Source organism: Pseudomonas sp. 910_21 (assembly GCF_052850735.1).
In genome coordinates, this window is the sequence record NZ_VXCY01000006.1 from 179,862 (window position 1) to 203,188 (window position 23,327).

The 23,327-nt window shown below is 64.2% G+C and carries 18 protein-coding genes; 7 read left to right on the plus strand and 11 right to left on the minus strand.

The genetic code is table 11. The features are described 5' to 3' along the window. Nucleotides 1-51: 51 nt before the first annotated feature. The 10 genes from FW796_RS20255 to FW796_RS20300 all read right to left on the minus strand — a co-directional run bounded on the left by FW796_RS20255 (nt 52) and on the right by FW796_RS20300 (nt 13,629). A complete protein-coding gene (locus FW796_RS20255; protein WP_404939859.1) occupies nt 52-1,755 on the minus strand; it encodes an AMP-binding protein in 1,704 nt (567 codons plus the stop codon). A gap of 19 nt (nt 1,756-1,774) precedes the next feature. Beyond that, nucleotides 1,775-3,073, minus strand: a complete 1,299-nt coding sequence (locus FW796_RS20260) for an acetyl-CoA C-acetyltransferase (protein WP_346632931.1) — start codon at nt 3,071-3,073, stop codon at nt 1,775-1,777. Beyond that, nucleotides 3,073-3,963: a MaoC family dehydratase gene (locus FW796_RS20265; protein WP_346632930.1), complete on the minus strand. Its 891-nt coding sequence runs from the start codon at nt 3,961-3,963 to the stop codon at nt 3,073-3,075. Before FW796_RS20265 ends, FW796_RS20260 begins: the two co-directional genes overlap by 1 nt. A 3-nt stretch (nt 3,964-3,966) precedes the next feature. Next, the gene (locus FW796_RS20270; protein WP_404939855.1) at nt 3,967-5,319 is read right to left on the minus strand and encodes a 3-oxoacyl-ACP reductase; all 1,353 of its coding nucleotides are present in this window, start codon (nt 5,317-5,319) and stop codon (nt 3,967-3,969) included. Between the two features lie 30 nt (nt 5,320-5,349). Next, the gene (locus FW796_RS20275) at nt 5,350-7,899 is read right to left on the minus strand and encodes an acyl-CoA dehydrogenase (RefSeq protein WP_446439899.1); all 2,550 of its coding nucleotides are present in this window, start codon (nt 7,897-7,899) and stop codon (nt 5,350-5,352) included. 279 nt (nt 7,900-8,178) lie between these two features. Next, nucleotides 8,179-9,594: an outer membrane protein transport protein gene (locus FW796_RS20280; protein ID WP_404939851.1), complete on the minus strand. Its 1,416-nt coding sequence runs from the start codon at nt 9,592-9,594 to the stop codon at nt 8,179-8,181. A gap of 122 nt (nt 9,595-9,716) precedes the next feature. Then, entirely contained in the window at nt 9,717-10,217 is a 501-nt protein-coding gene (praB, locus tag FW796_RS20285) for an alkane oxidation protein activator PraB (protein ID WP_346632926.1), read from the minus strand. A gap of 207 nt (nt 10,218-10,424) precedes the next feature. Beyond that, nucleotides 10,425-10,916 (minus strand): alkane oxidation protein activator PraA, encoded by a 492-nt coding sequence (gene praA, locus FW796_RS20290; RefSeq protein WP_446439900.1) that lies wholly within the window; start codon nt 10,914-10,916, stop codon nt 10,425-10,427. Between the two features lie 131 nt (nt 10,917-11,047). Further along, nucleotides 11,048-12,340 carry an alkane 1-monooxygenase gene (locus tag FW796_RS20295; protein WP_404939849.1) on the minus strand — a complete coding sequence of 431 codons (1,293 nt, stop codon included), beginning with the start codon at nt 12,338-12,340 and terminating at the stop codon, nt 11,048-11,050. A 293-nt stretch (nt 12,341-12,633) separates the two neighbouring features. Beyond that, a complete protein-coding gene (locus tag FW796_RS20300) occupies nt 12,634-13,629 on the minus strand; it encodes an alpha/beta fold hydrolase (RefSeq protein WP_404939847.1) in 996 nt (331 codons plus the stop codon). Nucleotides 13,630-13,894: 265 nt separating this feature from the next. Between FW796_RS20300 and FW796_RS20305 the strand changes: the two genes are divergently transcribed. The 4 genes from FW796_RS20305 (at nt 13,895) to FW796_RS20320 (ending at nt 18,140) form a co-directional block, all read left to right on the plus strand. Further along, nucleotides 13,895-15,463: a flavin-containing monooxygenase gene (locus tag FW796_RS20305; protein WP_404939845.1), complete on the plus strand. Its 1,569-nt coding sequence runs from the start codon at nt 13,895-13,897 to the stop codon at nt 15,461-15,463. Beyond that, nucleotides 15,450-16,349 carry an SDR family NAD(P)-dependent oxidoreductase gene (locus FW796_RS20310; RefSeq protein ID WP_346632921.1) on the plus strand — a complete coding sequence of 300 codons (900 nt, stop codon included), beginning with the start codon at nt 15,450-15,452 and terminating at the stop codon, nt 16,347-16,349. Before FW796_RS20305 ends, FW796_RS20310 begins: the two co-directional genes overlap by 14 nt. A gap of 38 nt (nt 16,350-16,387) precedes the next feature. Then, nucleotides 16,388-17,227, plus strand: coding sequence for a metal-dependent hydrolase (locus FW796_RS20315; protein ID WP_404939843.1), 840 nt, complete (start codon nt 16,388-16,390; stop codon nt 17,225-17,227). 124 nt (nt 17,228-17,351) lie between these two features. Continuing rightward, complete coding sequence (locus FW796_RS20320; protein WP_346632919.1) at nt 17,352-18,140, plus strand: type 1 glutamine amidotransferase domain-containing protein; 789 nt, start codon at nt 17,352-17,354, stop codon at nt 18,138-18,140. A gap of 52 nt (nt 18,141-18,192) precedes the next feature. Here FW796_RS20320 and FW796_RS20325 read toward each other — a convergent pair whose 3' ends face one another. Continuing rightward, nucleotides 18,193-19,260 carry a sigma-54 interaction domain-containing protein gene (locus tag FW796_RS20325; RefSeq protein ID WP_346632918.1) on the minus strand — a complete coding sequence of 356 codons (1,068 nt, stop codon included), beginning with the start codon at nt 19,258-19,260 and terminating at the stop codon, nt 18,193-18,195. A gap of 522 nt (nt 19,261-19,782) precedes the next feature. On the opposite strand from FW796_RS20325, the gene FW796_RS20330 reads away from it, so the two are divergent. Genes FW796_RS20330 through FW796_RS20340 form a run of 3 tightly spaced genes read left to right on the plus strand, consistent with a single transcriptional unit; the run spans nt 19,783 to nt 23,326 of the window. Continuing rightward, entirely contained in the window at nt 19,783-20,856 is a 1,074-nt protein-coding gene (locus tag FW796_RS20330) for an ABC transporter substrate-binding protein (RefSeq protein ID WP_346632917.1), read from the plus strand. A gap of 22 nt (nt 20,857-20,878) precedes the next feature. Beyond that, nucleotides 20,879-22,102: a lipase family protein gene (locus FW796_RS20335; protein ID WP_346632916.1), complete on the plus strand. Its 1,224-nt coding sequence runs from the start codon at nt 20,879-20,881 to the stop codon at nt 22,100-22,102. Nucleotides 22,103-22,117: 15 nt separating this feature from the next. Further along, nucleotides 22,118-23,326 (plus strand): LLM class flavin-dependent oxidoreductase, encoded by a 1,209-nt coding sequence (locus tag FW796_RS20340; RefSeq protein ID WP_346632915.1) that lies wholly within the window; start codon nt 22,118-22,120, stop codon nt 23,324-23,326. Nucleotide 23,327: the final 1 nt, after the last annotated feature.

Here is a 23,327-nt window from a genome sequence, read left to right on the forward strand (position 1 = left end):
GAAGACCGCCGGCATGTCGCCGCTAACGGCCGCGGCCGTCCATTCAGGGGCTCAGCGCAGGGCTCGGCGCAGGACCTTGCCGACGGTGGTCTTGGGCAATTCCTCGGTGCGAAATTCCACATACCGCGGTACCTTGTAGCCGGTCAGGTATTCCCGGCAGTGGGCCAGCAACTGGTCCTGGGTCAGATTCGGGTCCTTGCGCACCACGAAGATCTTCACCTTCTCCCCCGTGACCCCATCCTCGACCCCGATCGCCGCCACTTCCGCCACGCCCGGATGCAGGGCCACCACATCTTCGATCTCATTGGGGTACACGTTGAAGCCGGACACCAGGATCATGTCCTTCTTGCGATCCACCAGGCGGATGAAGCCCTGCTCGTTCATCACCCCGATATCCCCGGTGGACAGCCAGCCATGACGATCCAGGACCTTGGCGGTTTCTTCCGGACGCTGCCAGTAGCCCTTCATCACTTGGGGACCACGCACCTGCAACTCGCCCTCTTCGCCCAGCTCCGCCAGTTCGCCATCCTCACGCACGAAACGCACCCAGGTCGAAGGCAGCGGCACGCCGATGGTCCCGGTGAACTCGCCCTCGCGCATGCGAGCAATGTCGATGGGGCTGATGCTCACCACCGGCGAGCATTCGGTCAGGCCGTAGCCTTCGATGATCGGCACCCCAGTGACTTCCTTCCAGCGCCGGGCCACGGCGGTATGGGTGGCCATGCCGCCGGCGATGGCCAGCTTCAGGTCGGAGAAGTCCCGGCCACGAAACTCTTCGTTCTCCAGCAAGCCGTTGAACAGCGTGTTGACCCCGACGATGCCACTGAACTTTTCCTTGCGCAGGATCATCTGCACCCGCTTCACGTCCCGGGGGTTGGCGATCAGGATGTTGCGCCCGCCCAGGCACATGAACATCAGGCAGTTCACCGTCAGCGACAGCACGTGGTACAGCGGCAGCAAAGTGACGTTGGTTTCCTGCTGGTTCTCGTCCAGTTGGTCGCCGACCCAGGCCTTGGCCTGCATCAGGTTGGCGAGGATGTTGCGGTGGGTGAGCATGGCGCCCTTGGCATCGCCAGTGGTGCCGCCGGTGTATTGCAGGAAGGCAATGTCGTCCTGCTTCAGGTCCACCGGACGATGCTCCAGCACGGCGGCCAGCTTCATCATCGCCGGGAAGCGAATGCTGCCCGGCAGGTTGAATTTCGGCACCTGCTTCTGCACATGGCGCAAGGCAAAGTTCAAGGCCGCGCCCTTGAAGGTGCCCAGCAGGTCGCCAATGGCGGCCACCACCACGTTCTTCAACTGGCTGCCGGGCATCGCCTGTTCCAGGGTGTGGGCGAAGTTCTCGAAGATCACCACGGTTTCGGCGCCGCTGTCCTTGAGCAGGTGCCGCAGCTCATGAGCGGTGTACAGCGGATTGACGTTGACCACCACCGCCCCCACCAACAGGGTGCCGAACAGGCAGATCGGGTACTGCAGGCAGTTGGGCATCATCAACGCCACCCGGTCGCCCTTCTTCACCCCTTTGGATTGCAGCCAGGCGGCAAAGGCGAATACGCGCTTCTCCCAGAGGTCGTAGCCCATCTCGGTGCCGATGCTCACATAGGCCACCCGCTGACGGTACTTGTCCACGTGTTCGAGGAACACTTCCCGCAGCGACGGATAGCGGTCGATGTCGGCTTCGATATCGCTGGGCACACCCGGCAGGTAAGCGTTCAGCCAGATACGCTCGGCGGCTTGCAGGCTCACGACACTCATTGGCAGTCTCCTTGTTATTTTATTTTTCGACGATGGCGGTGATACCCAGCCCGCCTGCTGCACAAACGGAAATCAGCCCGCGGCCGGAGCCGCGCTGGTGGATCGCCTTGGCCAGGGTCGCCAACAGCCGCCCGCCGGTGGCGGCAAAGGGATGCCCGCAGCCCAGGGAACCGCCGTTGACGTTGAGCTTGCTGCGATCGATGCTGCCCAGGGCGCCGTCGAGGCCGAGTTTGTCCTTGCAGTAGTCGGGGTCTTCCCAGGCCTTGAGGGTGCACAGCACCTGGGCGGCGAAAGCCTCGTGAATCTCGTAGAAATCGAAATCCTGCAAGCCCAGGCCTTCCCGGGCCAGCATGCGCGGCACCGCGTAGGCCGGGGCCATCAGCAGCCCTTCCGTGCCATCGACGAAGTTCACTGCGGCGGTTTCCCCGGTACGCAGGTAGGCCAGCACCGGCAGATTGTTCGCGGCGGCCCAGTCTTCGCTGGCCAGCAGCACCACCGAGGCACCGTCGGTGAGCGGCGTCGAGTTGCCGGCGGTCAGGGTGCCGTTGTGGCGGTCGTAGGCCGGGCCCAGGCCGGCGAGTTTCTCCAGGCTGGCATCGGCCCGCAGGTTGTTGTCCCGCGTCTGGCCCCGGTACGGGGTCATCAGGTCATCGAAAAAGCCGCGCTGGTACGCCGCATTCAACTGTTGGTGGCTGGTGAGGGCCAGTTCATCCTGGGCCAGGCGCTTGATCTGCCAGCGCTTGGCCATTGCTTCACAATGCTCGCCCATGGACAGCCCGGTGCGCGGCTCGCCGTTGCGTGGCAGCAGCGGCTTGAAGAACATCCCCGGGCGCACCTTGAGCAGGCTGCGCAACTTGTTGCCGGTGCCCTTGGCGCGGTTGGCCTGGAGCAAGGTCCGCCGCAGGCCTTCGTTGATGCCGATGGGCGCATCGGAGGTGGTGTCGGCACCCCCGGCAATGCCCACTTCGATCTGCCCCAGGGCGATCTTGTTGGCCACCAGCAGCGCCGCTTCAAGCCCGGTGCCGCAAGCCTGCTGCACGTCGTAAGCCGGCGTCTGCGGCGACAAGGTGGTGGACAGCAGGCTTTCCCGGGCCAGGTTGAAATCCCGGGAATGCTTGATCACCGCCCCCGCCGCGAACTCCCCCAGACGCTGGCCCGACAGGCCGAAGCGATCCACCAGCCCTTGCAGCGCCGCCACCAGCAGGTCCTGGTTGCTGTCATGGGCGTACACCGTGTTGGAACGGGCAAACGGGATGCGGTTGCCACCAATGATCGCTACCCGGCGCACCGGCGCCGGATTGAAACTGTACTCAGTCATCACCGAGCTCCCCAGATAAATAGGCCGCGCATGTGGGGTTTGTCCCCCGCGTTATTGCGCACTTCGAATGCATGGCGCGGACCGTCGGGCAGGCAGTTCCACAAGGTCACTGCCGCCGGCAGGAAAATCGGCAGCTTGAACTCGCAGTCCAGCTGGGCCGCCGCCAGTGGATGGGGCGGTTGCTGCGCGGCCAGTGCCCGGCCCAGGGTCCACATGCCGTGGGCGATGGGCCGACGGAAACCGAACAGCCGAGCACCGAGCCAGGAGGTGTGAATCGGATTGAAATCGCCGCTGACCTGGGCAAAACGGCGTCCCAGGTCGCCCGCCAGACTCCAGCGCTGAGTGCGTATCAAGGCTTGCTCATCCAGCGGCAGCGAGCCTTGCCAGGGCTCGCCAATGGGCCCGCTGACGCCACGGCGCAAATACAGGCTGTCGCTTTCCCAGACCAGGCTGCCACCGCTGTGGGCCCGGGTGGCAATCGACAGGGCCTGGCCCTTGGGATGGGCCAGCCAACGCTCGGCAAACACCTCCAGGCGCAGGGCCTGCCCCTCCGCAAGCTTCTGGTACTGACGGATACGGTTGGCCAGGTGGACCATGCCGCTGGCCGGATAGGGAAACGTCGGGTGGGTCAGCAACAACAGGTGCAATGGAAAAGCCAGGGTATGGGGAAACGCCAGCGGCACTCCGTGCTCCCGGCGAAAGCCGCAAGCCTGGGCATAACGGGCGACTTCGGCGGCCTCAAGTTCCACCGCCGGGCGCACCAGACGCTCGCTAGGCAGCTTGGGGGCGGCGTCCGGTTTGGGCTTGCGCAGGCTGCGGATGCCGTCGTACAGCAACTGCCCCCGGGACGGAGGCGGTTCGATGATGCGAATGGCAGAATCGGCATTCATGGTTCAGGCCCCCAGCAGGCTTTGCCCGCAGACGCGGACCACCTGTCCATTGATCCCGCCGGAGGCCGGATGGGCCAGCCAGGCGATGGTTTCCGCTACATCCACGGCCTGACCGCCCTGGGACATGGAGTTCATGCGCCGTCCGGCCTCGCGAATCATCAGCGGGATCTTCGCGGTCATCTGGGTTTCGATAAAGCCCGGAGCCACAGCGTTGACCGTGATCTGCTGACGCGCCGCCAGAGGCCCCAGGTTCTCCACCAGGCCGATGACTCCGGCCTTGGAGGTGGCGTAGTTGCTCTGCCCGAGGTTGCCGGCGATCCCGGAAATCGACGAGACGCAGACGATCCGTCCCCCCGGGTTCAGGCCCTGGCCCTCCAGCAGCGCCTGGCTGAGCAGCAGCGGTGCTTCCAGGTTGACGGCCATGACCTTGCGCCAAGCGGCTTCGGTCATCTTCGCCAGGGTCTTGTCCTGGGTAATCCCGGCGTTGTGCACGACGATATCGAAGGCTCCGTGCTCTCCGACGAACTCCAGCAGCCGCTGCCCGGCGCCAGAAGCCGTGATGTCCAGGGCCAGGGCGCTGCCCTTGAGGCCGGCTGCCGCCTGTTGCAATTCGGCCTCGACCTGGGGAATGTCCAGGCACACCACCTGGGCGCCTTCCCGGGCCAGGACCTTGGCAATGGCCAGGCCGATGCCGCGACAGGCCCCCGTGACCAGGGCCCGACGGCCCTCCAGTGGCTGGGTCCAATCGATGTACCTGGGCACATCCACCGGCTCGCCGATGCGCACCACCTGGCCCGAGACATAGGCCGAACGACGGGACAGGAAAAACCGCAGGCTGCTGTCCAGCTCACCTTCGGCGCCGGGCTCGACATACAGCAGTTGCGCGGTAATGGCCCGGCGCAGCTCCTTGCCCAGGGACCGCACGAAACCCTCCAGGGCCCGCTGCGCCACAGCCTGGGCCAGCGCCTTGCAGTGCTCCGGCGGTGTGCCCAGCACCAGCACCCGGCCATGGGCACTCAGGCGCCGGACATTGGCGTGGAAGAAGCGGTACAGCTCATCGAGCTGGGCGATATCCGCCAGCCCGCTGGCGTCGAAGACCAGGCCCTGGACCTTCACGGTCGAGGGCGCGTTGATGCTCGCGGCCTGGGCCGCCACGGTGTCGGTGGCGGCGAAGATCCGTTGCAGCTCGCCTAAAAGGCGCCCCTCGGGCGCCGCGGCGAGGACCACCGGGTTGATCAGGTTGCCGCCCTGCCCCTCGCGGTGGCGTTGCAGCGGCACCGGTTGTGGCAGGCCGGCACGCTGGGCCAGCCAGCGGCCCCACCCGGAATTGACGAACGAAAGATAACCGTCAGACATAAAGAGATCCCGATCAGAACCAGTAGAGGGTCAATAGGCCGAGTCGCTGGCCACCACCGTGTCTTCGCTGCTGGCGGCGCGTTTGCGCGAGGCCGGCTTGGCGCTTTGCTCGAAGTGCGCCTGACGCTGTTGCAGGGCTTCCAGCAGACCGAAGTCCTGGGGGAAGTCGTCGACCTGAATCGCGTGATCGCCGTACTCCACATAACGGCTCAGCAGTTCGTCCTCCTCCTGACTGATCAACTGCTGCTCCAGGGCCTTGACCCGCCAGATGACGAACGCCTCGCGGGAGATCGGCAACGGCGCCAGGGCGCCCTGCTTGATCACCGGCTTGAGCCGGGCCTCGATCAGTTCCACTTGCGGTTGCAGGCGGAACGCCAGTTCGCCGTAGGCCAGCTTGTCGATGTCCGGCTGCGGGATGTAGGAGTCGGCCAGCAGGCGGTCGCGGGTGGCGCCCGGGGTTTGCACCAGCTCGGCCACCTCGGCCAGCAAACGGTCGCTGGGTTTGTGCTGGGGAATGCCCAGGGGGAAGCTCAGGCCACGAATAATCCGCGCCGCCGCCCTGGACGGATAGTTGTCCAGTACCTCGGCCAGGGCTTCATGGGCCCGCAGCAGGGAATCCTGGGCCGCCCAGTGCACCAGCGGCAGATCGGCCTGGGGCCGGCCATCGTCTTCGAAGCGCTTCAGTACGCAGGACAGGATGTACAGCTGGGACAGAATGTCCCCCAGGCGCCCGGTGATGCTTTCCTTGCGCTTGAGGGCACCGCCCAGCACGCCCATGGAAATGTCCGAAGCCAGGGCCAGGACCACCGACAGACGCTGGATCTGCCGGTAATAGGCGGCCAGGGCCTTGTCGGTATTGGCCGGGGCCTTGATCAGGCGGCCGCCGGTCAGCGCATGCACCGCGGCACGCACGGTGTTGGCGAAGACAAAGCTGATGTGGCCGAACATGGCGTTGTCGAACGCTTCCAGGCCTTTGCGTCCGCTATCCCGGGCGGCTTCCATTTCGCGGAACACATAAGGATGGCAACGGATCAGCCCCTGGCCGTAGATGATCAGGCAGCGGGTCATGATGTTCGCGCCTTCCACGGTGATGGCGATCGGGCTTTGCTGGTAGGCCCGGGCCAGGAAGTTGTTGGGGCCCATGCAGATGCCCTTGCCGGCGACGATGTCCATGCCGTCGTTGACGATGGCCCGGGCGCGTTCGGTGACGTGGTACTTGGCGATGGCCGAGATCACTGAAGGTTTCTCACCGGCATCCAGGGACGCCACCGAGACCTTGCGCACCGCATCGCAGGCATACAGGTGCCCGGCCATGCGCGCCAGGGGCGCCTGAACGCCTTCGAACTTGCCGATGGGCAAGCCGAACTGCTTGCGCATCGCCGCATACGCCGTGGTGCCGCGCACCGCCACCTTGCCCAGGCCGACGTTGGCCGACGGCAGGGAAATCGCCCGTCCGGCCGCCAGACACTCCATCAGCATGCGCCAGCCGTTGCCCACTTGATCGCCACCGCCGATCACCCACTCCAGGGGAATGAATACGTCCTTGCCGGTGGTCGGGCCGTTCTGGAACACCGCGTTCAGCGGCCAGTGACGACGCCCGGTATTGACCCCCGGATGGGTGGTGGGAATCAGTGCGCAGGTAATCCCCAGGCTGCCGTTGCCGCCCAGCAGGCCGTCCGGGTCTTCGGCGCGAAACGCCAGGCCCAACACCGTGGCGATGGGGCCCAGGGTGATGTAGCGCTTGTCCCAGGTGACACGAAAGCCCAGTACTTCCTGACCTTCGAACTGGCCCTTGCAGACCACCCCGACATCGGGAATCGCCCCAGCGTCGGAACCGGCATAGGGGCTGGTCAGGGCAAAGCAGGGAATGTCTTCGCCCCGGGCCAGGCGCGGCAGGTAATGCTGGCGCTGGGCCTCGGTGCCGTAGTGCAGCAGCAGCTCGGCCGGGCCCAGGGAGTTGGGCACCATCACCGAGATCGCCGCCGCCGAGCAGCGGGTGGAGAGTTTCATCACCACTTGGGAGTGAGCGTAATGGGAGAAGCCTTTGCCGCCGTATTGCTTGGGAATGATCATCCCCAGGAAACCCGCGTCCTTGGTGTATTGCCAGGCCTTGGGCGACAGGTCCTGCCAGATCTGGGTGGTTTCCCAGTCGTTGGCCATGTCGCACAGGGTTTCCACTTCGTTGTCCATGAACGCCTGTTCTTCGGCGCTCAGGCTGGCCGGGGCGGCCTGCAGCAGGCGCGGCCAGTCGGGCTTGCCGCTGAACAGCTCAGCGTCCCACCAGACCGTACCGGACTCGATGGCGGCGCGCTCGGTGTCGGACATGGCCGGCATGATCTTGCGAAACATGGCCAGGGCCTTGCGGGTGAGCAAGGCACGGCGTAGCGGCTTGATGCTCAGCAGCGCGGCCGGCGCCAGCACCAGCAGTACGCCGAGGGTCAGGCCCAGGGTGCCCACCAGATTGAACAGATAACCTGCCGCCAGCCACACCAGGCCGCTGCCCAGCCACAGGGCCGCGGCGGCCTGGCGATAGGCCAGTGCACAGGCTGCGGCGAGTCCCACCAATAACCAGACAATCATGGAATACCTCTCTTGTTCTAACGAGACAACCACTGGGAGCCCGGGCGTTGTGCCGGCCCCTCGAAGATCACCCTACAAAGGAAAGAAGCATGTTTCAAATTTTATTTTTAAATATTGTTTTGAGTGCTTTCAGCAACGCACGACGGCTGAACGATGTCAGCCAAGGGTTGGAAAAGCAGGCAGGTCGAGACGGGTCCTGAAGTGACCCGCCCAGCCAACGGCAGTAGCACAATCCCTTGGTACTGCCGTTATCTCAAGACACGGATGAAGCGCGAGACCTCAGAAGTGATAGGTCGCGGAGAGACTCACCACTTCGCCCTTGGAGTCGACTTTGCCGTCCAGGCGCGAGCCGCCAAGGCGGTCCTGGTTCTGGGTGCGGATCCGCGCTTCCTTGACAAATTGCCGGGAGTAGGCACCGTCGATGGTCAGCCCGGGAATCGCCTTGATGTCGTAGCCAAAACCCAGGGAGGTGAACCAGCGATCGTTGTCCGGAATCCGCGGGTCACGGGTCTCGCCGCGAGTAGGCGTCTGGTCCAGAGCCACACCGGCACGCAGTGTCAGCTGTTCGGTGAAACGGTAATCGCCACCCACCGAGTACATCATCGAGTCTTTGTACTTGTAGGGGATCGCGATGAGGGTGTTGCCGTCGGACTTGAGCGTCAGGTCCTTGAACGACGACCACTGGGTCCACAGCGCACTGACCCCGAGCGTGAAGCGATCATTGAACACGTGCACCCAGTCGAGACCGGCACTGGCCGGAATGTCCAATTGCGCCGAGGCATTGGCGCCATCGGGGTACAGTTTGAGCCCCGGGTAGGCGATCTCCACCAGGGATGGCCCACCGGAGGAGTCGGTGTAGGAGCGACCCAGCGCGTCGGCACGGATGTTGTACTTGCCCTCGAGCTTGTTCTTGATCTTGGCGTGATAGTTCAGCCCCAGGGTGTCCTGCTCGGTAGGCTTCCAGGTCACCCCGGTGAACCAGCCGACGGAGGTGTTATCCACCTTGACCCGCATCAGGTTGGACCCCACACCTGAAGGCGCGCCAGGCAACAGGGAGACCCCCGCCGAACCGCTCAAGTTGAGGTTCTGACTGACAAAACCGTTGGTGTGCTGAAGGATGGCGCCCAGGCCGAGGGCAAATTGATCGTTGACCTTGAACGAAAAGGAGCCCGAGACCCCCGCCGTTTCAATCTTGGTGTCCACCGCAAAATCCTGTCCCTTCCAGCCGTTGTCCCAGGTGCTGCGCATGCCCATGGGCACCACTTGAGCCAGGCCGAAGGCAAAACGATCATTGATGGGCATGACCATGAAGCCGGTCGGCAACCAGGCGGTAAAACCACCCTGGCCACCATCACCTTCAAGGGGGGTCTGGGCGAACGGATCGTCGATCGGCGAACTGGAGGCCGGCTTGCCTTGATAATCGTAGGCATTGCCTTTGTATTTCATCTTGATCCGCGCGTAATCCACGGTCATCTGTGCCACGTTTTGATCGATGAACGCCATAGCCGCCGGGTTGTTGTAGGCCGCACTGGGATCGTTCTTGAACAGCGAGCCCCCACCGAATGCCCGGCCCCAGCCGGGAGCACCAAAGGTAGGAGTAGTGAAACCACCCGCTTGCACCGGCCCGGAACTGATCAGGCCGCCCAGCACCGCCAGGCCGATAGCTGCCTGGATCTTGTGTTTCTTATTATTCATGCCCCACTCCTTATTATTATCGACCGCGATCGGCCACCACCGATCCAGGGTGTTGCAACAGGCGCCCCAAACGAGGCGCCTGTTTTTCAGCAAGTGATCAACAGGCTGAAGTCAGATCAACTTCATGGAGTTACGGTGAAGGCTGGGTTCGGGTTGACGCTCAGCGCCGTGATTTTGCAGCTGCCGACGGTTTGCGCCGAAGGAATGCTCAGCGTGTTGGTGGCGTTGTTCCAGGTGGCGTTGATGGTCACCGGAGTGCTGCTGCAGTTGGAGAGGATTTTGAAATTGACCCCGGTCACTGTGCCGGCGCTGACGCTGGAGGCGGTCAGGGTCCAAGGCAGGTTCAGCAGAACCGGTACGCCGCACAGCGAGTTGCTGCCGCCAACGGTGGCGCCAGTGATCGAGGCATTGGAGCCGTCAGCTGCCACGGTGCCAGTGAAGTTGATGTTGCAATTCACCGGGATGCCGAACGATGCCGGCGAGGATACCGAGATGGTGCCCGGTGCCGAGAAGGTCTTACCGAAGTTGGTGGAGGGTCCGATAGTGGCAGCGCTGGCCATCGACGCGGCGCCCATGCAGATGGCGAAAGAGGCTACGGATACCAGAGTCTTGATGCTTTGCATTGTTGTTTTCCTCAAGATTTAGGCAACGGTCAGTTGCCAGGGGGTTATCAGCCTTGCCAGGGGGTCGATGACGCCATCGGCTCTCCAGTTCGACCGAATTCGGTGCTGGAGCACGCTATGGCGATACCGACCCGGCCTCAGCTGCCGGCGCTTTCGGACTACTCGATCGCAAGTTCATCAGCGTCCCTCCATGGAATCTGTTGTGACTCAGGGTGCGACCCGGAAGGTGGGTGGCATCTGGATCGATACGGTCTTGATGGTGCAGCCACCTTCGAGGCTGACTTGGGCCGCCTCCAGCTTGCCGGTGCTGTTGTTCCAACTGCCTTCGGCGGTGCTTGGCCCGCAATCACCGCCCACCAGGGGGGCGTGCACGGTGACCTGGATGCCGGACATGGCGCCGCGGGTTTCGTCCTTGGCAATCAGCTTCCAGGGCAAGTGCGTGGCTTCCACCTGGCCACACTTGAGGCCGCCACTGAAGTCGACTTTCTCGACGCTGGCGAAGCTGCCGTCGGGGCTGACCTTGCCGCTGACCTGGATGGTGCAGTCGGCATTGATGATGCTCTTGGCGAAGCTGATGGGCCCCTTGGCGGTGAACTCGGTGTTGGCCGGCTCGATGCGCGCCGCTTCGGCGGCGCCCATCAGCGACACACCCACCATGACCACGAACAGACGGGCAGCGAGCAGAGGTGAAATAGACATCCGTGACTTCCTTACAGTTGCTTATTGTTGTTGTCGGTCAACGTGCTAAAGGACTTCTGTGTTGCGGGGCTCACCCTTCAAGCAGGCAAACGCAGGCGGTTCACGGCCACTTGAAGGGGTGAGCGGTACAACTAAAGAGCGGTGTCTGAATCGGTGTCGGTGAAACCGTATTGCTTGAGCAGTTCGGCGCGCTTGGCCGGGTGCAGGTTGGCCAACCGTACATCCCCCGAGTAGTGGGCCAGGACCCGATGGTCCATCAGCCGCCGCCAGAGCGCCGGCACATAGGCCCAGACAATCATCGTGGCGTAGCCATAGGGCAGTTGCGGCGACTCGTCGAAGTGGCGCAGGGCCTGATACGACCGGGTCGGGTTGGCATGGTGGTCGGAGTGACGCTGCAGCTGGAACAGGAAGATGTTGGTGACGATGCGGTTGCTGTTCCAGGAATGGCGTGGCGAGCAGCGCTCGTAGCGGCCATTGGGCTGTTTCTGCCGCAGCAGGCCGTAGTGTTCGACGTAGTTCACCACTTCCAGCAGGGAGAAACCGTAGATGCCCTGAATCACCAGGAAGGGAATCACCGCCGCGCCGAGCCAGGCAATCAGCCCACCCCAGAGCACCACGCTGTACAGCCAGGCACTGAGCACGCCGTTCTTCCAGTGCAGGGTCGGCAGCCCGAGTTTGTGCAGACGCTCGCTTTCCAGGTGCCAGGCCGAACGCAGGCTGAACCACACGGTGCGCGGCAGGAAGCTCCAGAAGGATTCGCCAAGACGGGAGCTGGCGGGATCTTCAGGAGTCGCCACGCGAACGTGATGGCCACGGTTGTGCTCGACGAAGAAGTGCCCGTAGAAAGTCGAAGCCAGGGCCAGCTTGGCCAGGAACTTGGACATCCCGCGATTCTTGTGCCCCAGCTCATGGGCGATGTTGATGGCGATGCCAGTGGCGGCACCGGTGGACATGGCCATGCCCAGGTAAGTGAACCAGCCGACGCTGCCATGCAGTTGCGCACGCTCGGTCAGAAAGGCCGCGAAGCTCGCCAGGCTGCCCTGCAGGTGCAACTGTTCACTCAGTTGCAACAAGCCACCGGCCATGATCCAGTCGACACCCTGGATGGCCATCCAGGCGGTAAACACCAGGGACGCCACCGAGAGTACGGCGCAGCTGTAGACGATAAAGCGGTAGTAGGGTTGTTTTTCCAGATCGGGAACCGCGGATTCCGGCGGGTTGCTGGCGTCCTCTCCGAGCAGGCCGTCAATCAGCGGAATCAGACCGAAGATCACCACCACCCCACTCCACCAGAACACCTGGACACCGGTGGTCAGCGCGAACAGACCAGCCAGCAGAGGGGTGATCATCGGCAAGGTGCCCAGCCACCAGAGGTGCCGCTTGCCATCGGTCCAGACGCCGGTTGCCGCCACGGAAACAGTCATGGCAGCCTCCGCAGGATGGCCGTCGGCAGGGATGCTATAAAGGACAGCGCGATAGCGCTGTACGGAGCGTGGACAGATGAAAAAACAAAAGCGTGAAATGGCGTTATTTTCATTATTTTAATCGCTCAATTGCACTTTCAAAAAAAACATTCAAAACATTTTTTTAAAAAAATAGCTCGGGTTCGTTAGCTCGTCAACTATTTTCTCGGCTTGTTTTGAATGTCGCCCGTGAAGCGTTTACAGCTGCTGCCAGAGTCGTTGCGCGACGATCGGAATCGCCCCCCACAACGCCCCTAGCCTGCTCGTGATGCCGCGAACGGCGGGTGCAGCACGGTGGCGCTGCGCTGCGGTGCAGCCTGGGAAGCAATGTGCTCGACCATGGCCACCACCCGCTCGACGGCGCTGATGGGCAGCATGTGCCCCCGACCTTGAACGATCTCAAGTTGCAGCCCTGGCACCTTGCCCACCATGGCCTCGCCATGCCGGCGGTAATTGAGTATCGAGTCCGCCGAACCATAGATCAGGCCCACCGGCAGCTTCAGGCTGGGGTAGTGCTTGACCATGCCCGGCAAAGCGCGATTGACCACCGCGATCTCGCTGGAGGCGTTATAGAAGTTGTCCGAACGCATGCCCAGCAAGCCGCCGCCACGCTCGGCGAAGTCTTCGGGCACCGGGTCCGGCGCGAATATCGCCTTCACCAGGCCACGACGCCCGAGCATGGCCATGGGGGCCGCCAGGGTCAGGGACATCCAGCGCCGCAGGAAGGCCGGACGCACTCCCAGGGACAGGAACACCCAGGGCAGCATGCGTTGCGGATGGGTCAAGGGCGCCACCAGGATCAGCCCGGACACCGACTGCGGATGATCCAGCGCCAAAGACAGGGCCACGGCGCCGCCCAGGGAATGCCCGAGTACCAGCGGCTGCCCCAAGTCCAGGGTGCGAATGAACTTGGCCACCAGACTGGCCTGGGCCGGCAGGTCCGCCGGCGCCCCCCGGGCCCGAGTGGAATAGCCTGAGCCGGGGCGATCAAGGGTGATCACCCGGAACCGCTCGCGCAGTTGCGGCGCCAGGGAGTGGGTCAGGTTGCGACCGCAGCCGGACAGGCCATGGATCATCAGCAGTGCCGGGCCGCGCCCCTCGTCGGTGTAATGCAGGCGTTCACCACCGACTTCCAGAAAGCGTCCGTTGATCGGGACCTGACGTTCGATCCTGCGGTTGATGCGAAAGCTCACCACCCAGAGCACCGCGCTGACCACCAGGAATACCGCTGCCGCTACCAGCCACTCCATAACCCGTCCCCTCAGCTTCCCTGCGCCGCACTGCAGGATCAGGATGATCCGCAGCAGTGGCTGTCGCCTTGGCCGGGTACCGCCTGTGGCGTCTCATCCCAGGTCCGGATGAGCCCTGCAAGATCCACAAGCGAATGGCGCAGGTGACATTTCCAGGTGATTTATTTAAATTAATTTTTAAAACATTATTTTAAATTGTGCAATCCTGAGATTTCACTCACCGACGAAAGTCACCCCAAGCGTCACCACAATCGAGGTACACACCATGAATGCGTACTCGCCACCCAACGACCCCGAGGTCGTTGACATCGCCATCATCGGCGCCGGCTTCGCCGGGCTGTGCATGGCGATCAAGCTCAAGCAAGCCGGGCAGCAAGACTTCCTGGTCGCCGAACAAGCCGCGTCCCTGGGGGGCACCTGGCGCGACAATCACTACCCCGGCTGCGCCTGCGACGTGCAATCCCACGTTTACTCCTTTTCCTTCGCGCCCAACCCGAACTGGACCCGGCAGTTCGCGCCCCAGGCGGAAATCCGCGAGTACCTGGAGAACTGCGCCAGGGACTTCGCCCTGGCGCCCTTTCTGCACTTCAACATGGGCCTGGAGCAGGCGGTCTTCGATGAGGTTTCCGAGCGTTGGCAACTGACGTTCGGCAATGGCCGCAAGGTCAGCGCACGCGTGCTGGTGTCCGGCATGGGGGGCCTGTCGCGTCCGGCGATCCCGCAGATTCCCGGCCTGGAAACCTTCACCGGCAAGCGCTTCCACTCCCAGCAGTGGGACCATCGCTACTCACTGCAAGGCAAACGCGTGGCGGTGATAGGCACCGGCGCCAGCGCCATCCAGTTCGTCCCGAAAATCGCTCCCCGGGTGGCTCAGCTCAAGCTGTTCCAGCGCACCCCACCGTGGATCATGCCCAAGCCCGACCGCGAGCTCAGTGCGGCCGAACGCTGGGCTTTCAAGCACCTGCCCTTCACCCAGCGGCTGGTGCGCTCGGCGCTGTACTGGGCCCTGGAAAGCCGGGTGATCGCCTTCGCCCGTCGGCCGAAACTGATGCAAGTGGTGCAGCGCGTGGCTCTGCGCCATCTGCGCAAACAGGTGCCCGACCCGCTCCTGCGCCAACGCCTGACGCCCGACTACACCATCGGCTGCAAGCGCATCCTGATTTCCAACGACTACTACCCGGCCCTGTCCCGGGGCAATGTGGCGGTCATCGGCGATGCCATCCAGCGCATCGACAGCGATGCGGTGATCACCGCCGACGGCACCCGACATCCGGTGGACTGCATCATCTTCGGCACCGGTTTCCAGGCCACCGACCCGATCCCCCAGGGCCTGCTCTTCGGCCGCCAGGGCCAGGACCTGATGGCCGCCTGGTCCGGGGGGGCCCATGCCTATCTCGGCACCTGCCTGCCGGGCTTTCCCAACTTGTTCATGATCGTCGGGCCCAATACCGGCCTTGGGCACAACTCGATGATCCTGATGATCGAGGCCCAGGTGGACTACATCCTCAAGGCGCTGGAGCGGATGCGTCTGGACGGCATCGCCAGCCTGGAGGTCAAGCCCCAAGTCGAGAGCCAGTACAACCAGCGCCTGCAACAACGTCTGGCCGGGGCCATCTGGTCCACCGGCGGTTGCCGCAGCTGGTACCTGGACCCCCGTAGCGGGCAGAACACCACCCTCTGGCCCGGCTCTACCTGGAGCTTCAGGAAGACCGTGCAGCACTTCCAGCTCCAGGACTACCTGACCACTCACCTGCTCCATCCCGGGATTGCCGCCACGCCGGCTGCAACACGCCCGCTGAACCTGCAAGAGGCCGCCATCGATGAAAAATTTTAACGGTAAAGTCGCGGCCATCACCGGCGCCGCCTCCGGCATGGGCCGCGCCCTGGCCATTGCCCTGGCCCGCGAGGGTTGCCACCTGGCCCTGGCCGACAAGAACCCCCAGGGGCTGGCGCAGACCGTGGCCCAGGCCCGAGCCGCAACCCTGCTGCCATTGCGCATCAGCAGCCAGGAACTGGACGTCGGCGACCGCCAGGCAATGTTCGCCTGGGCCGCCGCCAGCGCCGCCGAACACGGGCAGATCAACCTGATCTTCAACAATGCCGGCGTGGCCCTGTCCAGCACCGTGGAAGGTTCGAGCCTGGCGGACCTGGAGTGGATCGTCGACGTCAATTTCTGGGGCGTGGTCCACGGCACCCAGGCCTTCCTGCCCTACCTCAAGCAATCCGGCGACGGTCACATCATCAACACCTCCAGCGTCTTCGGCCTGTTCTCCCAACCGGGCATGAGCGGCTACAACGCCACCAAGTTCGCCGTACGCGGCTTTACCGAGTCCCTGCGCCAAGAGCTGGACCTGCAAGGCAACGGCGTCTCTGCCACCTGCGTGCACCCGGGCGGCATCCGCACCGACATCGCCCGCACCAGCCGCATCAGCGACAACGTCAAGGGGTTCCTGATCGACAACGAACAGCAGGCCCGGGACGACTTCGAAAAGCTCTTCATCACCTCGGCCGAAACCGCCGCCAAGGTGATCCTGCTCGGGGTGCGCAAGAACAAGCGCCGGGTACTGATCGGCCGCGACGCGCACTTCCTCGATCTGTTTGTGCGCCTGCTGCCCGGCGCCTATCAGGCCCTGGTGGTGTGGATCAGCCGGCGCATGGCGCCCAAGCCGGGCCAGGAACGGCCGGCGGTCTACGAGGCCCAGGACGAGCGCGGCCTGTAGCGCCGCGTACCCATTTCATGTCTAGAGGAGCGCCAGCCATGCTGCCCATCCGCCGCGACATCAAGGTCGAACTGCCTGCCGAACGTGCCTGCGACTGGCACGAACAAGGCAGCCACGTGAGTCACTTCTTCAATGCCCTGTCCCTGCTGTTTCCTGCCGGCGAGCTGTTCTTCATGGACAGCGTGCGCCATTACCGCGAGCAGATTCACGACCCCGAGCTCAAGCGCGAGATCCAGGGCTTCATCGGCCAGGAAGCCATGCACAGCCGCGAGCACGTGCGCTACAACGACTTGCTGCAGGACGCCGGGCTGCCGGCCCATTTGCTCGACCGGCGGCTGCGGATGATCCTCGACTTCCAGAAAAAGCACTTCCCGGCGGCCTTCAACCTGGCCATCACCGTGGCCCTGGAACACTACACGGCGATCCTCGCCGACCTGCTACTGCGCGACCCCAGCCTCTTCGGCGATTCGGTGGCGGGCTATCGGCAGATGTGGCTGTGGCACGCCCTGGAGGAAACCGAACACAAATCGGTGTCCTACGACGTCTTCAACAGCGTGCTCAAGCCCGGGCCCAAGCGCTACCTGATCCGCACCGGGACCATGCTCTTCACCACCCTGACCTTCTGGCTGGTGGTGTTCGACTTCCATGTGCGCATGCTCATCGCCGACCGGCGTCGTGGTGGCCACTGGCGGGGCTTGTGGCAGGTGATCAAGTACCTCTACGGCCCCAAGGGTGTGTTCCCGCGCATCGCCCTGCCCTGGCTGCAGTTCTTCAAACCGGGCTTCCATCCCTGGGATCACGACAACCGCGAGCAGCTGCAACGCATCGACGGCCTGGTCCAGGACATCGAGCGCACCCGGGCCGCCGCAGCCAAGTGAGCGGCCAAATGAGCGGCCAAGTGGACAGCCATGACACGCGGCGACAGCGGCGTGCCATGAGCGCCTGCGCGCACGCCAGGGCCTGCTAACCTGCAGCGCACCCTTTGTGCTGTGAGCTCGCGCCATGATCCTGATCCTGCTGCCCCACGCCGACTACGACCCCAGCGAAAGCAGCCTGCCGTGGCAGGCCGCCAGGGACGCGGGTTTTGCCGCACAATTCGCCACGCCCCTGGGGTTTGTGGCCTATGCCGACTCGCGCCTGGTGAGCCTGGGCTTCGGCCCGCTCAATCCGCTGTTGATGACCCCGGCCGCAGACCTTGAGCGCTACCACAGCATGACCCGCGATCCGGCGTTTCTCAGCCCCCTGAACTATGCCCAAGTCGATCCGCAAGCCTTCGAGGGCCTGCTGATTCCGGGCGGGCATGCCCGGGGCATGCGCAGCCTGCTGGAGTCTGCCGACGTGAGGCGGATCATCCTGGCGTTCTTCAAGGCCGACAAACCCGTGGCCGCGGTGTGTCACGGCCCACTCGCGCTGGCCCGTTGCATCGACCCCGAAAGCGGGCGCTCGGTGCTCTACGGGCGCAAGGTCACCGCCCTGCTCGCCGGGCCCATGGAGTTGGCGGCCTGGATCGTCACCGCGCCGTGGCTGGGGCGCTATTACCGCACCTACGACCACAGCGTCGAGCAAGAGATCAAACAGGTACTGGCCAGCCCGGCGGACTTTCTTTCCGGACCCTGGCTGCCACGCCGAGACTCGGCGCAGCATCCCGAGCGCGGCTTTGTGGTCCGTGACCGCAATCTATTGACTGCGCGCTGGCCGGGGGACTGTCACCGCTTTGCCAATGAATGGGTCACCCTGCTGCAGCAGGCCCGCGACGCCCAGGTTCAACCGGCGCTCGCTGACCCGGCTTGAAGCCGTCACTGCATGCACGGCAAACCATCCCGGCCGCCAATGGGTTCGATCCTCAGGAAGCCAGGGGCTTGTTCAACTCACCGATCTTCTCCAGCCGCGCGCGCACGATGTTGCGGCTGATGTTCAGCAAGCGTCCGGTCTGCAACTGGTTGCCGTGGCAGTAGCGGTAAGCCTCACGGAAAATCGTCTCTTCGATGTGTTCGTACAGGTCCGGAATGTTCTGTTCGAACAGCGCCTGCAGCGCCCGCCCCAGGTCCGCCGGAGCGGCCGGGAGCGACGCTGACGGCGGCGCCTGTTCCTGGCGGATGCCGGAAGAACGCATGTCCACCAAGTGCAGATCGCCGGGAGCGACCCGCTGCTGGCGGCACACCAGCAAGGCGTGGTGAATGGCATTTTCCAGCTCACGGATGTTGCCCGGCCAGCTGTGTTCCAGCAGCTTGCGTTCGGCCTCTTCGGTCAGCGAGGCACGGTTGTAGCCCAGGCGCTGGCAGTGTTCCTCAAGGAAGAATTCGGCCAGGGGCAGGATGTCCCCCGGGCGCTCGCGCAACGGCGGCAGGCGAATGGTGGCCACGTGCAGGCGGTAGAACAGGTCCTCACGAAAATGCCCGGCCACCACCGCATCGGCGAGGTTGACGTTGGTGGCCGCCACCAGCCGTACATTGATCGGGATCGGCGTGCGCGAGCCCAGGCGCACCACCTCCCGCTCCTGCAGCACTCGCAGCAGCTTGACCTGCATGTTCAGCGGCAGGTCACCGATCTCGTCGAGAAACAGCGTGCCGCCGTTGGCCGCTTCGAACCAGCCGGCCTTGTGGGTAGTGGCGCCGGTAAAGGCGCCTTTCTCATGGCCGAAAAGCTCGCTTTCCACCAGGGTTTCGGCAAAGGCCCCGCAGTTCACCGCGACAAAGGGCTCGCGCCCGCGGCGACTCAAATGATGGATGTGCCGGGCGACCAGTTCCTTGCCGGTGCCGGTCTCGCCAATGATCAGGGTATTGGCCTCACTGGGGGCCAGGCGCTCGATGCGACTGAGCAACTCCTGGGAGCGCGGGTCCTTGAACACCAGAACGGTGGCCCGTACCGACTTGGTCAATTCGCGGGCGTTTGGATGAGTGATCAGCGACATGGTGCATTCCTGGCAGTAAAAGCGCGGGTTCAATAGTGCACGAAGATATTTAGACTAAATAATTATTAATTAATCTTTAGATATTCCTTTTACGAATATAAGCAGTGACTGTTCCTGCCCTGCTGCTGGAGCAGCAATCGGCCAGCACCTGGCTGTTCGCAGATCAGCAACAGAGGCCTTCGACACACCTCCCCGCCCCTTCTAAAACCCTTGTCCTGCAAGGCCTGCAGCGATTTTTCCGCGCCCTGGCATGCATTCTGCTCTCACCCTGCCAACACCGGCCCCTACGCCGCAGCAACCCACCCCCCTGTAGGCGCTGGCTTGCCAGCGAAGGCACCCGCAAGGGCAACGCAAGGCTCAAGGGCCTCTTCGCCGGCAAGCCGGCTCCTACAGGAAACACCGCGATATCCGCCGTAGGAGCTGGCTTGCCAGCGAAGGTGTCCGCCAGGGCAACACAAGGCCCAAGGGCGCAGGCCGAGATTCGCTGGGGCGATGAAGGCAAACATTTTTAGGGAGAGTGCAATGCAAGCTTTATGGCGCAACACCCTGGCCGCATTGGCCGCGCTGCTGATCAGTGTCACCGCCCTGGCCAATCCGGCTCCGACCGCGGTGAAGATCGCCATCGTCGCCTTTACCCAAGGCGGCAAGCCGGTGTTCGGCGGGATTGCCGGGCGGGTCATCGAGGACGGCTGGCTGGAGCAGCAATTGAGCCAGCGCGGGATCACGCTGCAGTGGATCGCCCTGCCCCACGCCGGCGCCGGGCCACAGATCAACGAAGGTTTCAGCAACAACAGCATCGACTTCGCCGTGCGCGGCGACCTGCCCTCGGTGATCGCCGGTGCCGGCGGTGTGCCGGGCAAGCTGATCGTGCCCGGCGGCAGTGGCAACAATATCTATCTGGTGGTGCCGGCGAACTCCACGGCCAAGAGCATCGAGGACCTCAAGGGCCAGCGCCTGGCCCTGCATCGCGGCCGGCCCTGGGAGTTTGCCTTCAGCAACTTCCTGGCCAGCAAGGGCTTGAAGCTCGACGACTTCAAGATCGCCAACCTCAACCCCCAGGTCGGCGCGGCGGCGGTGTCCGCCGGCAAGGTCGACGCGGCGGTGCTGCTCAGTGAGGCCTACGCCCTGGAAGACAAGGGCGTGGGGAAGATCATCTGGTCCACCAAGCAAGGAGCCAACGACTGGCGCCTGGTCTCCGACCTCTGGGGCACCGACAGCTTCATCGAACAGCACCCGGAAGTTACCCAACTGCTGGCCACCGCCTGGGTCAAGGCGGCCTGGTGGATTTCCCAGGAACAGAACCAGGACGCCTATTACCAGCTGTCCTCCCGGGCCGGCACTGCCGAGAGCGTGCTGCGCCGCGACGACCAGGGCGACCCGGTGACGTGGAAGGAACGCTGGGCGCCGAAAAGCGACCAGCAGCTCAAGGCCCACTACCAGGCGCTGAGCACCTATGCCCTGGACAACCAGTTGATCCGCACGCCCTACGACATCACCCCGGCCCTGGCCACCGGTTTCACCAACCAGGCGCTGATCGACTTGCACCTCGCTGACTACTGGCCCGCCCTGCGCGGCCAGGTCACCACCCTTCCTTGAACCCTGAGTACGAGTCTTCTTGATGAAACTGTCCGCAAAATTCGCCTTCGGCCTGAGTGTCCTGGCTGTCTCCCTGTCGGCCCTGGCCGGCCCGACCTACGCACCCAAGCCCGACCCGTTGCAGGGCGACGGCCGGGTCTCGGTCTTCTACACCTGGCAGGACGCGATTCCCGCCACCCCGGGCAAGCTGCTGCGCAGCGAGCCCCTGGAAGCGACCCTGAGCCTGCCCAACGCAGCCAGTGCGCAACGGATTCTTTACAGCTCCACCGACGGCATCGATGGCAAGACCCCGGTGGTGGTCTCCGGCACCCTGTTCCTGCCCAAGGGCAAGGCTCCGGCCGGCGGCTGGCCGGTGGCGTCCTGGGGGCACGGCACCGTGGGCGTGGCGGATGTCTGCGCACCCTCCTGGCAGGGCCGCTCCTACCGTGACGTGCAGTACCTGAGCCGCTGGCTGGACGAAGGCTTTGCCATTGTCGCCAGCGATTACCAGGGCCTGGGCGTGCCCGGCGGCCATCCGCTGCTGAACAACCGCATGGCCGCCTACGGCATTCTCGACGCCGCCAAAGCGGTGGTTGCCGGGGTGCCCGGGCTGGCCAACAAGGTGCTGATCGTCGGCCAGTCCCAGGGCGGTGCCGGCGCCTTCGCCTCGGCCGCCTACGCCTCCACCTACGCACCGGAGCTGGGGGTCAAGGGCAGCATCGGCACCGGGGTGATCTACACCATCGGCGCGAAAAATGTCGGCGAACAGGACCCGAACAAGGTCGACGCCTCCCTGGCCTACGGCTTCTACACCCTATTGGCCGCCCAGCAGTACGACCCGAGCATCAACCCCAAGGACTTCTATACCGACAAGGCCCTGCCGCTGTTCGAACAGGCCCGTACCAGTTGCCTGGCGTCCCTGGTCAGCGACGTGGTGGGGGTCGGCCTGACCCCGGCCAACGCCAAGAAGGACTATCAGGGCAGCCAACTGGCGGCCTGGCAGAAACAAGTGTCCTACCCGACCCTGAAAACCGCCCAGCCGGTGTTCATCGGCACCGGTGCCGAGGACAAGACCCCGGCCGCCGCGACCCAGGTGGCGCTGATGCAGGACGCCTGCAAGGCCGGCTCGCTGGTCGAGGGCCACCTGTACAAGGGCCTGGGCCACAGCGAAACGGTCAACGCCTCGCTCAAGGACTCAGTGCCCTTCGCCCACAAGGTCATCAACGGCCAAGCCATTACCCCCATCTGCAACCCCAGCGTGCAATAGCCAGGAGGCCCTGCCATGAGCATCGAATTCTTTACCCGCCTGCCCCTGCACGGCGAAACCCAGTTCCTCCCCGGCGACCCGCGCAACCGCGGCGACTGGCACCGCGGCGGGCCCAGCACCGGCGCCGTCTCAAGCTTCAGCGTCGGTGATCACTTCACCTACATCGACTACCTCGGGCAGATCGCCCGTGCCGCTGAAATCAACGGCTTCGGCGGCGCGCTGATGGTCAACGCGCCCTCCGGCGAAGAGCCCTGGACCGTGTGCTCGCTGCTGGCCCGGGAAACCCGCACCCTGAAGTTCGTCACCGCCTTCCAGCCCTATCACTACACGCCGTGGGTCGCGGTACAGCAAGCCGCCACCTACCAGCGCGCCACCGGCAACCGCCTGGTGTGGAACATCATCAACGGCGGCTCGGACGCGATTCAGCGCCAGGTCGGCGACTTCAGCGACCACGATGAGCGCTATGCCCGAGCCACCGAGTTCATGGACGTGGTCAAGGGCTACTGGCACAGCGAGAACTTCCACTACGAAGGCCGCTTCTACCGCGCCGAAGGCGGTGGCCTGCGCGGGCCGTTGAAGAAGGCCGAACTGCCGCTGATCTGCACCGCCGGCTCATCGATCGCCGCCCGCGAGTTCGCCGCCAAGCACGCCGACTTCTACCTGATGCGCGCCGAACACCCGGACGAGATCGCCGCGCTGATCGCTGATATCCGCGAGCGGGCCCTCAAGTACGGGCGCCGCGACATCCGCTTCGGCCTGTCCATCGACGTCATCACTCGGGAAACCGAGGAACTGGCGCGCACCGAAGCCAAGCGTTTCTTCGACGAAGGTATCGCCAAGGGCGCGGTCAAGGCCGTGGCCGCTCATGCCGGGCTGCGCACTGCGCGCAAGCTCAGTTACGAAAACCAGTTCGCGCAGAAGAACGAGACCCAGGGTTTCGACGACTTCTTCATCCACCCCAATGTCTGGACCGGTTTCGGCTACATCGGCATTCCACCGGGTTGCGCCCTGGTGGGCAGCTACGAAAACGTCGTGGCGCGTATCCGCGAGTACCACGCCATCGGCATCGACCTGTTCTTCCTCGCCGGCTACCCGCACCTGGAAGAAGCCTACCGTCTGGGCGAGCACATCCTGCCGCACTTTCGCGCCGAGCGCGCCGCCTTGAGTCGTCAGCCGCAAGCGCCGCTGGAACTGCGCAGCGCCAACGGCCCGGCTGGAGCCTGAT

Bases quoted from the DNA above. Each gene is read 5' to 3' on its own strand.
- FW796_RS20255 (WP_404939859.1), bottom strand. From the start codon at position 1,755: ATGAGTGTCGTGAGCCTGCAAGCCGCCGAGCGTATCTGGCTGAACGCT.
- FW796_RS20260 (WP_346632931.1), bottom strand. From the start codon at position 3,073: ATGACTGAGTACAGTTTCAATCCGGCGCCGGTGCGCCGGGTAGCGATC.
- FW796_RS20265 (WP_346632930.1), bottom strand. From the start codon at position 3,963: ATGAATGCCGATTCTGCCATTCGCATCATCGAACCGCCTCCGTCCCGG.
- FW796_RS20270 (WP_404939855.1), bottom strand. From the start codon at position 5,319: ATGTCTGACGGTTATCTTTCGTTCGTCAATTCCGGGTGGGGCCGCTGG.
- FW796_RS20275 (WP_446439899.1), bottom strand. From the start codon at position 7,899: ATGATTGTCTGGTTATTGGTGGGACTCGCCGCAGCCTGTGCACTGGCC.
- FW796_RS20280 (WP_404939851.1), bottom strand. From the start codon at position 9,594: ATGAATAATAAGAAACACAAGATCCAGGCAGCTATCGGCCTGGCGGTG.
- praB (WP_346632926.1), bottom strand. From the start codon at position 10,217: ATGCAAAGCATCAAGACTCTGGTATCCGTAGCCTCTTTCGCCATCTGC.
- praA (WP_446439900.1), bottom strand. From the start codon at position 10,916: ATGTCTATTTCACCTCTGCTCGCTGCCCGTCTGTTCGTGGTCATGGTG.
- FW796_RS20295 (WP_404939849.1), bottom strand. From the start codon at position 12,340: ATGACTGTTTCCGTGGCGGCAACCGGCGTCTGGACCGATGGCAAGCGG.
- FW796_RS20300 (WP_404939847.1), bottom strand. From the start codon at position 13,629: ATGGAGTGGCTGGTAGCGGCAGCGGTATTCCTGGTGGTCAGCGCGGTG.
- FW796_RS20305 (WP_404939845.1), top strand. From the start codon at position 13,895: ATGAATGCGTACTCGCCACCCAACGACCCCGAGGTCGTTGACATCGCC.
- FW796_RS20310 (WP_346632921.1), top strand. From the start codon at position 15,450: ATGAAAAATTTTAACGGTAAAGTCGCGGCCATCACCGGCGCCGCCTCC.
- FW796_RS20315 (WP_404939843.1), top strand. From the start codon at position 16,388: ATGCTGCCCATCCGCCGCGACATCAAGGTCGAACTGCCTGCCGAACGT.
- FW796_RS20320 (WP_346632919.1), top strand. From the start codon at position 17,352: ATGATCCTGATCCTGCTGCCCCACGCCGACTACGACCCCAGCGAAAGC.
- FW796_RS20325 (WP_346632918.1), bottom strand. From the start codon at position 19,260: ATGTCGCTGATCACTCATCCAAACGCCCGCGAATTGACCAAGTCGGTA.
- FW796_RS20330 (WP_346632917.1), top strand. From the start codon at position 19,783: ATGCAAGCTTTATGGCGCAACACCCTGGCCGCATTGGCCGCGCTGCTG.
- FW796_RS20335 (WP_346632916.1), top strand. From the start codon at position 20,879: ATGAAACTGTCCGCAAAATTCGCCTTCGGCCTGAGTGTCCTGGCTGTC.
- FW796_RS20340 (WP_346632915.1), top strand. From the start codon at position 22,118: ATGAGCATCGAATTCTTTACCCGCCTGCCCCTGCACGGCGAAACCCAG.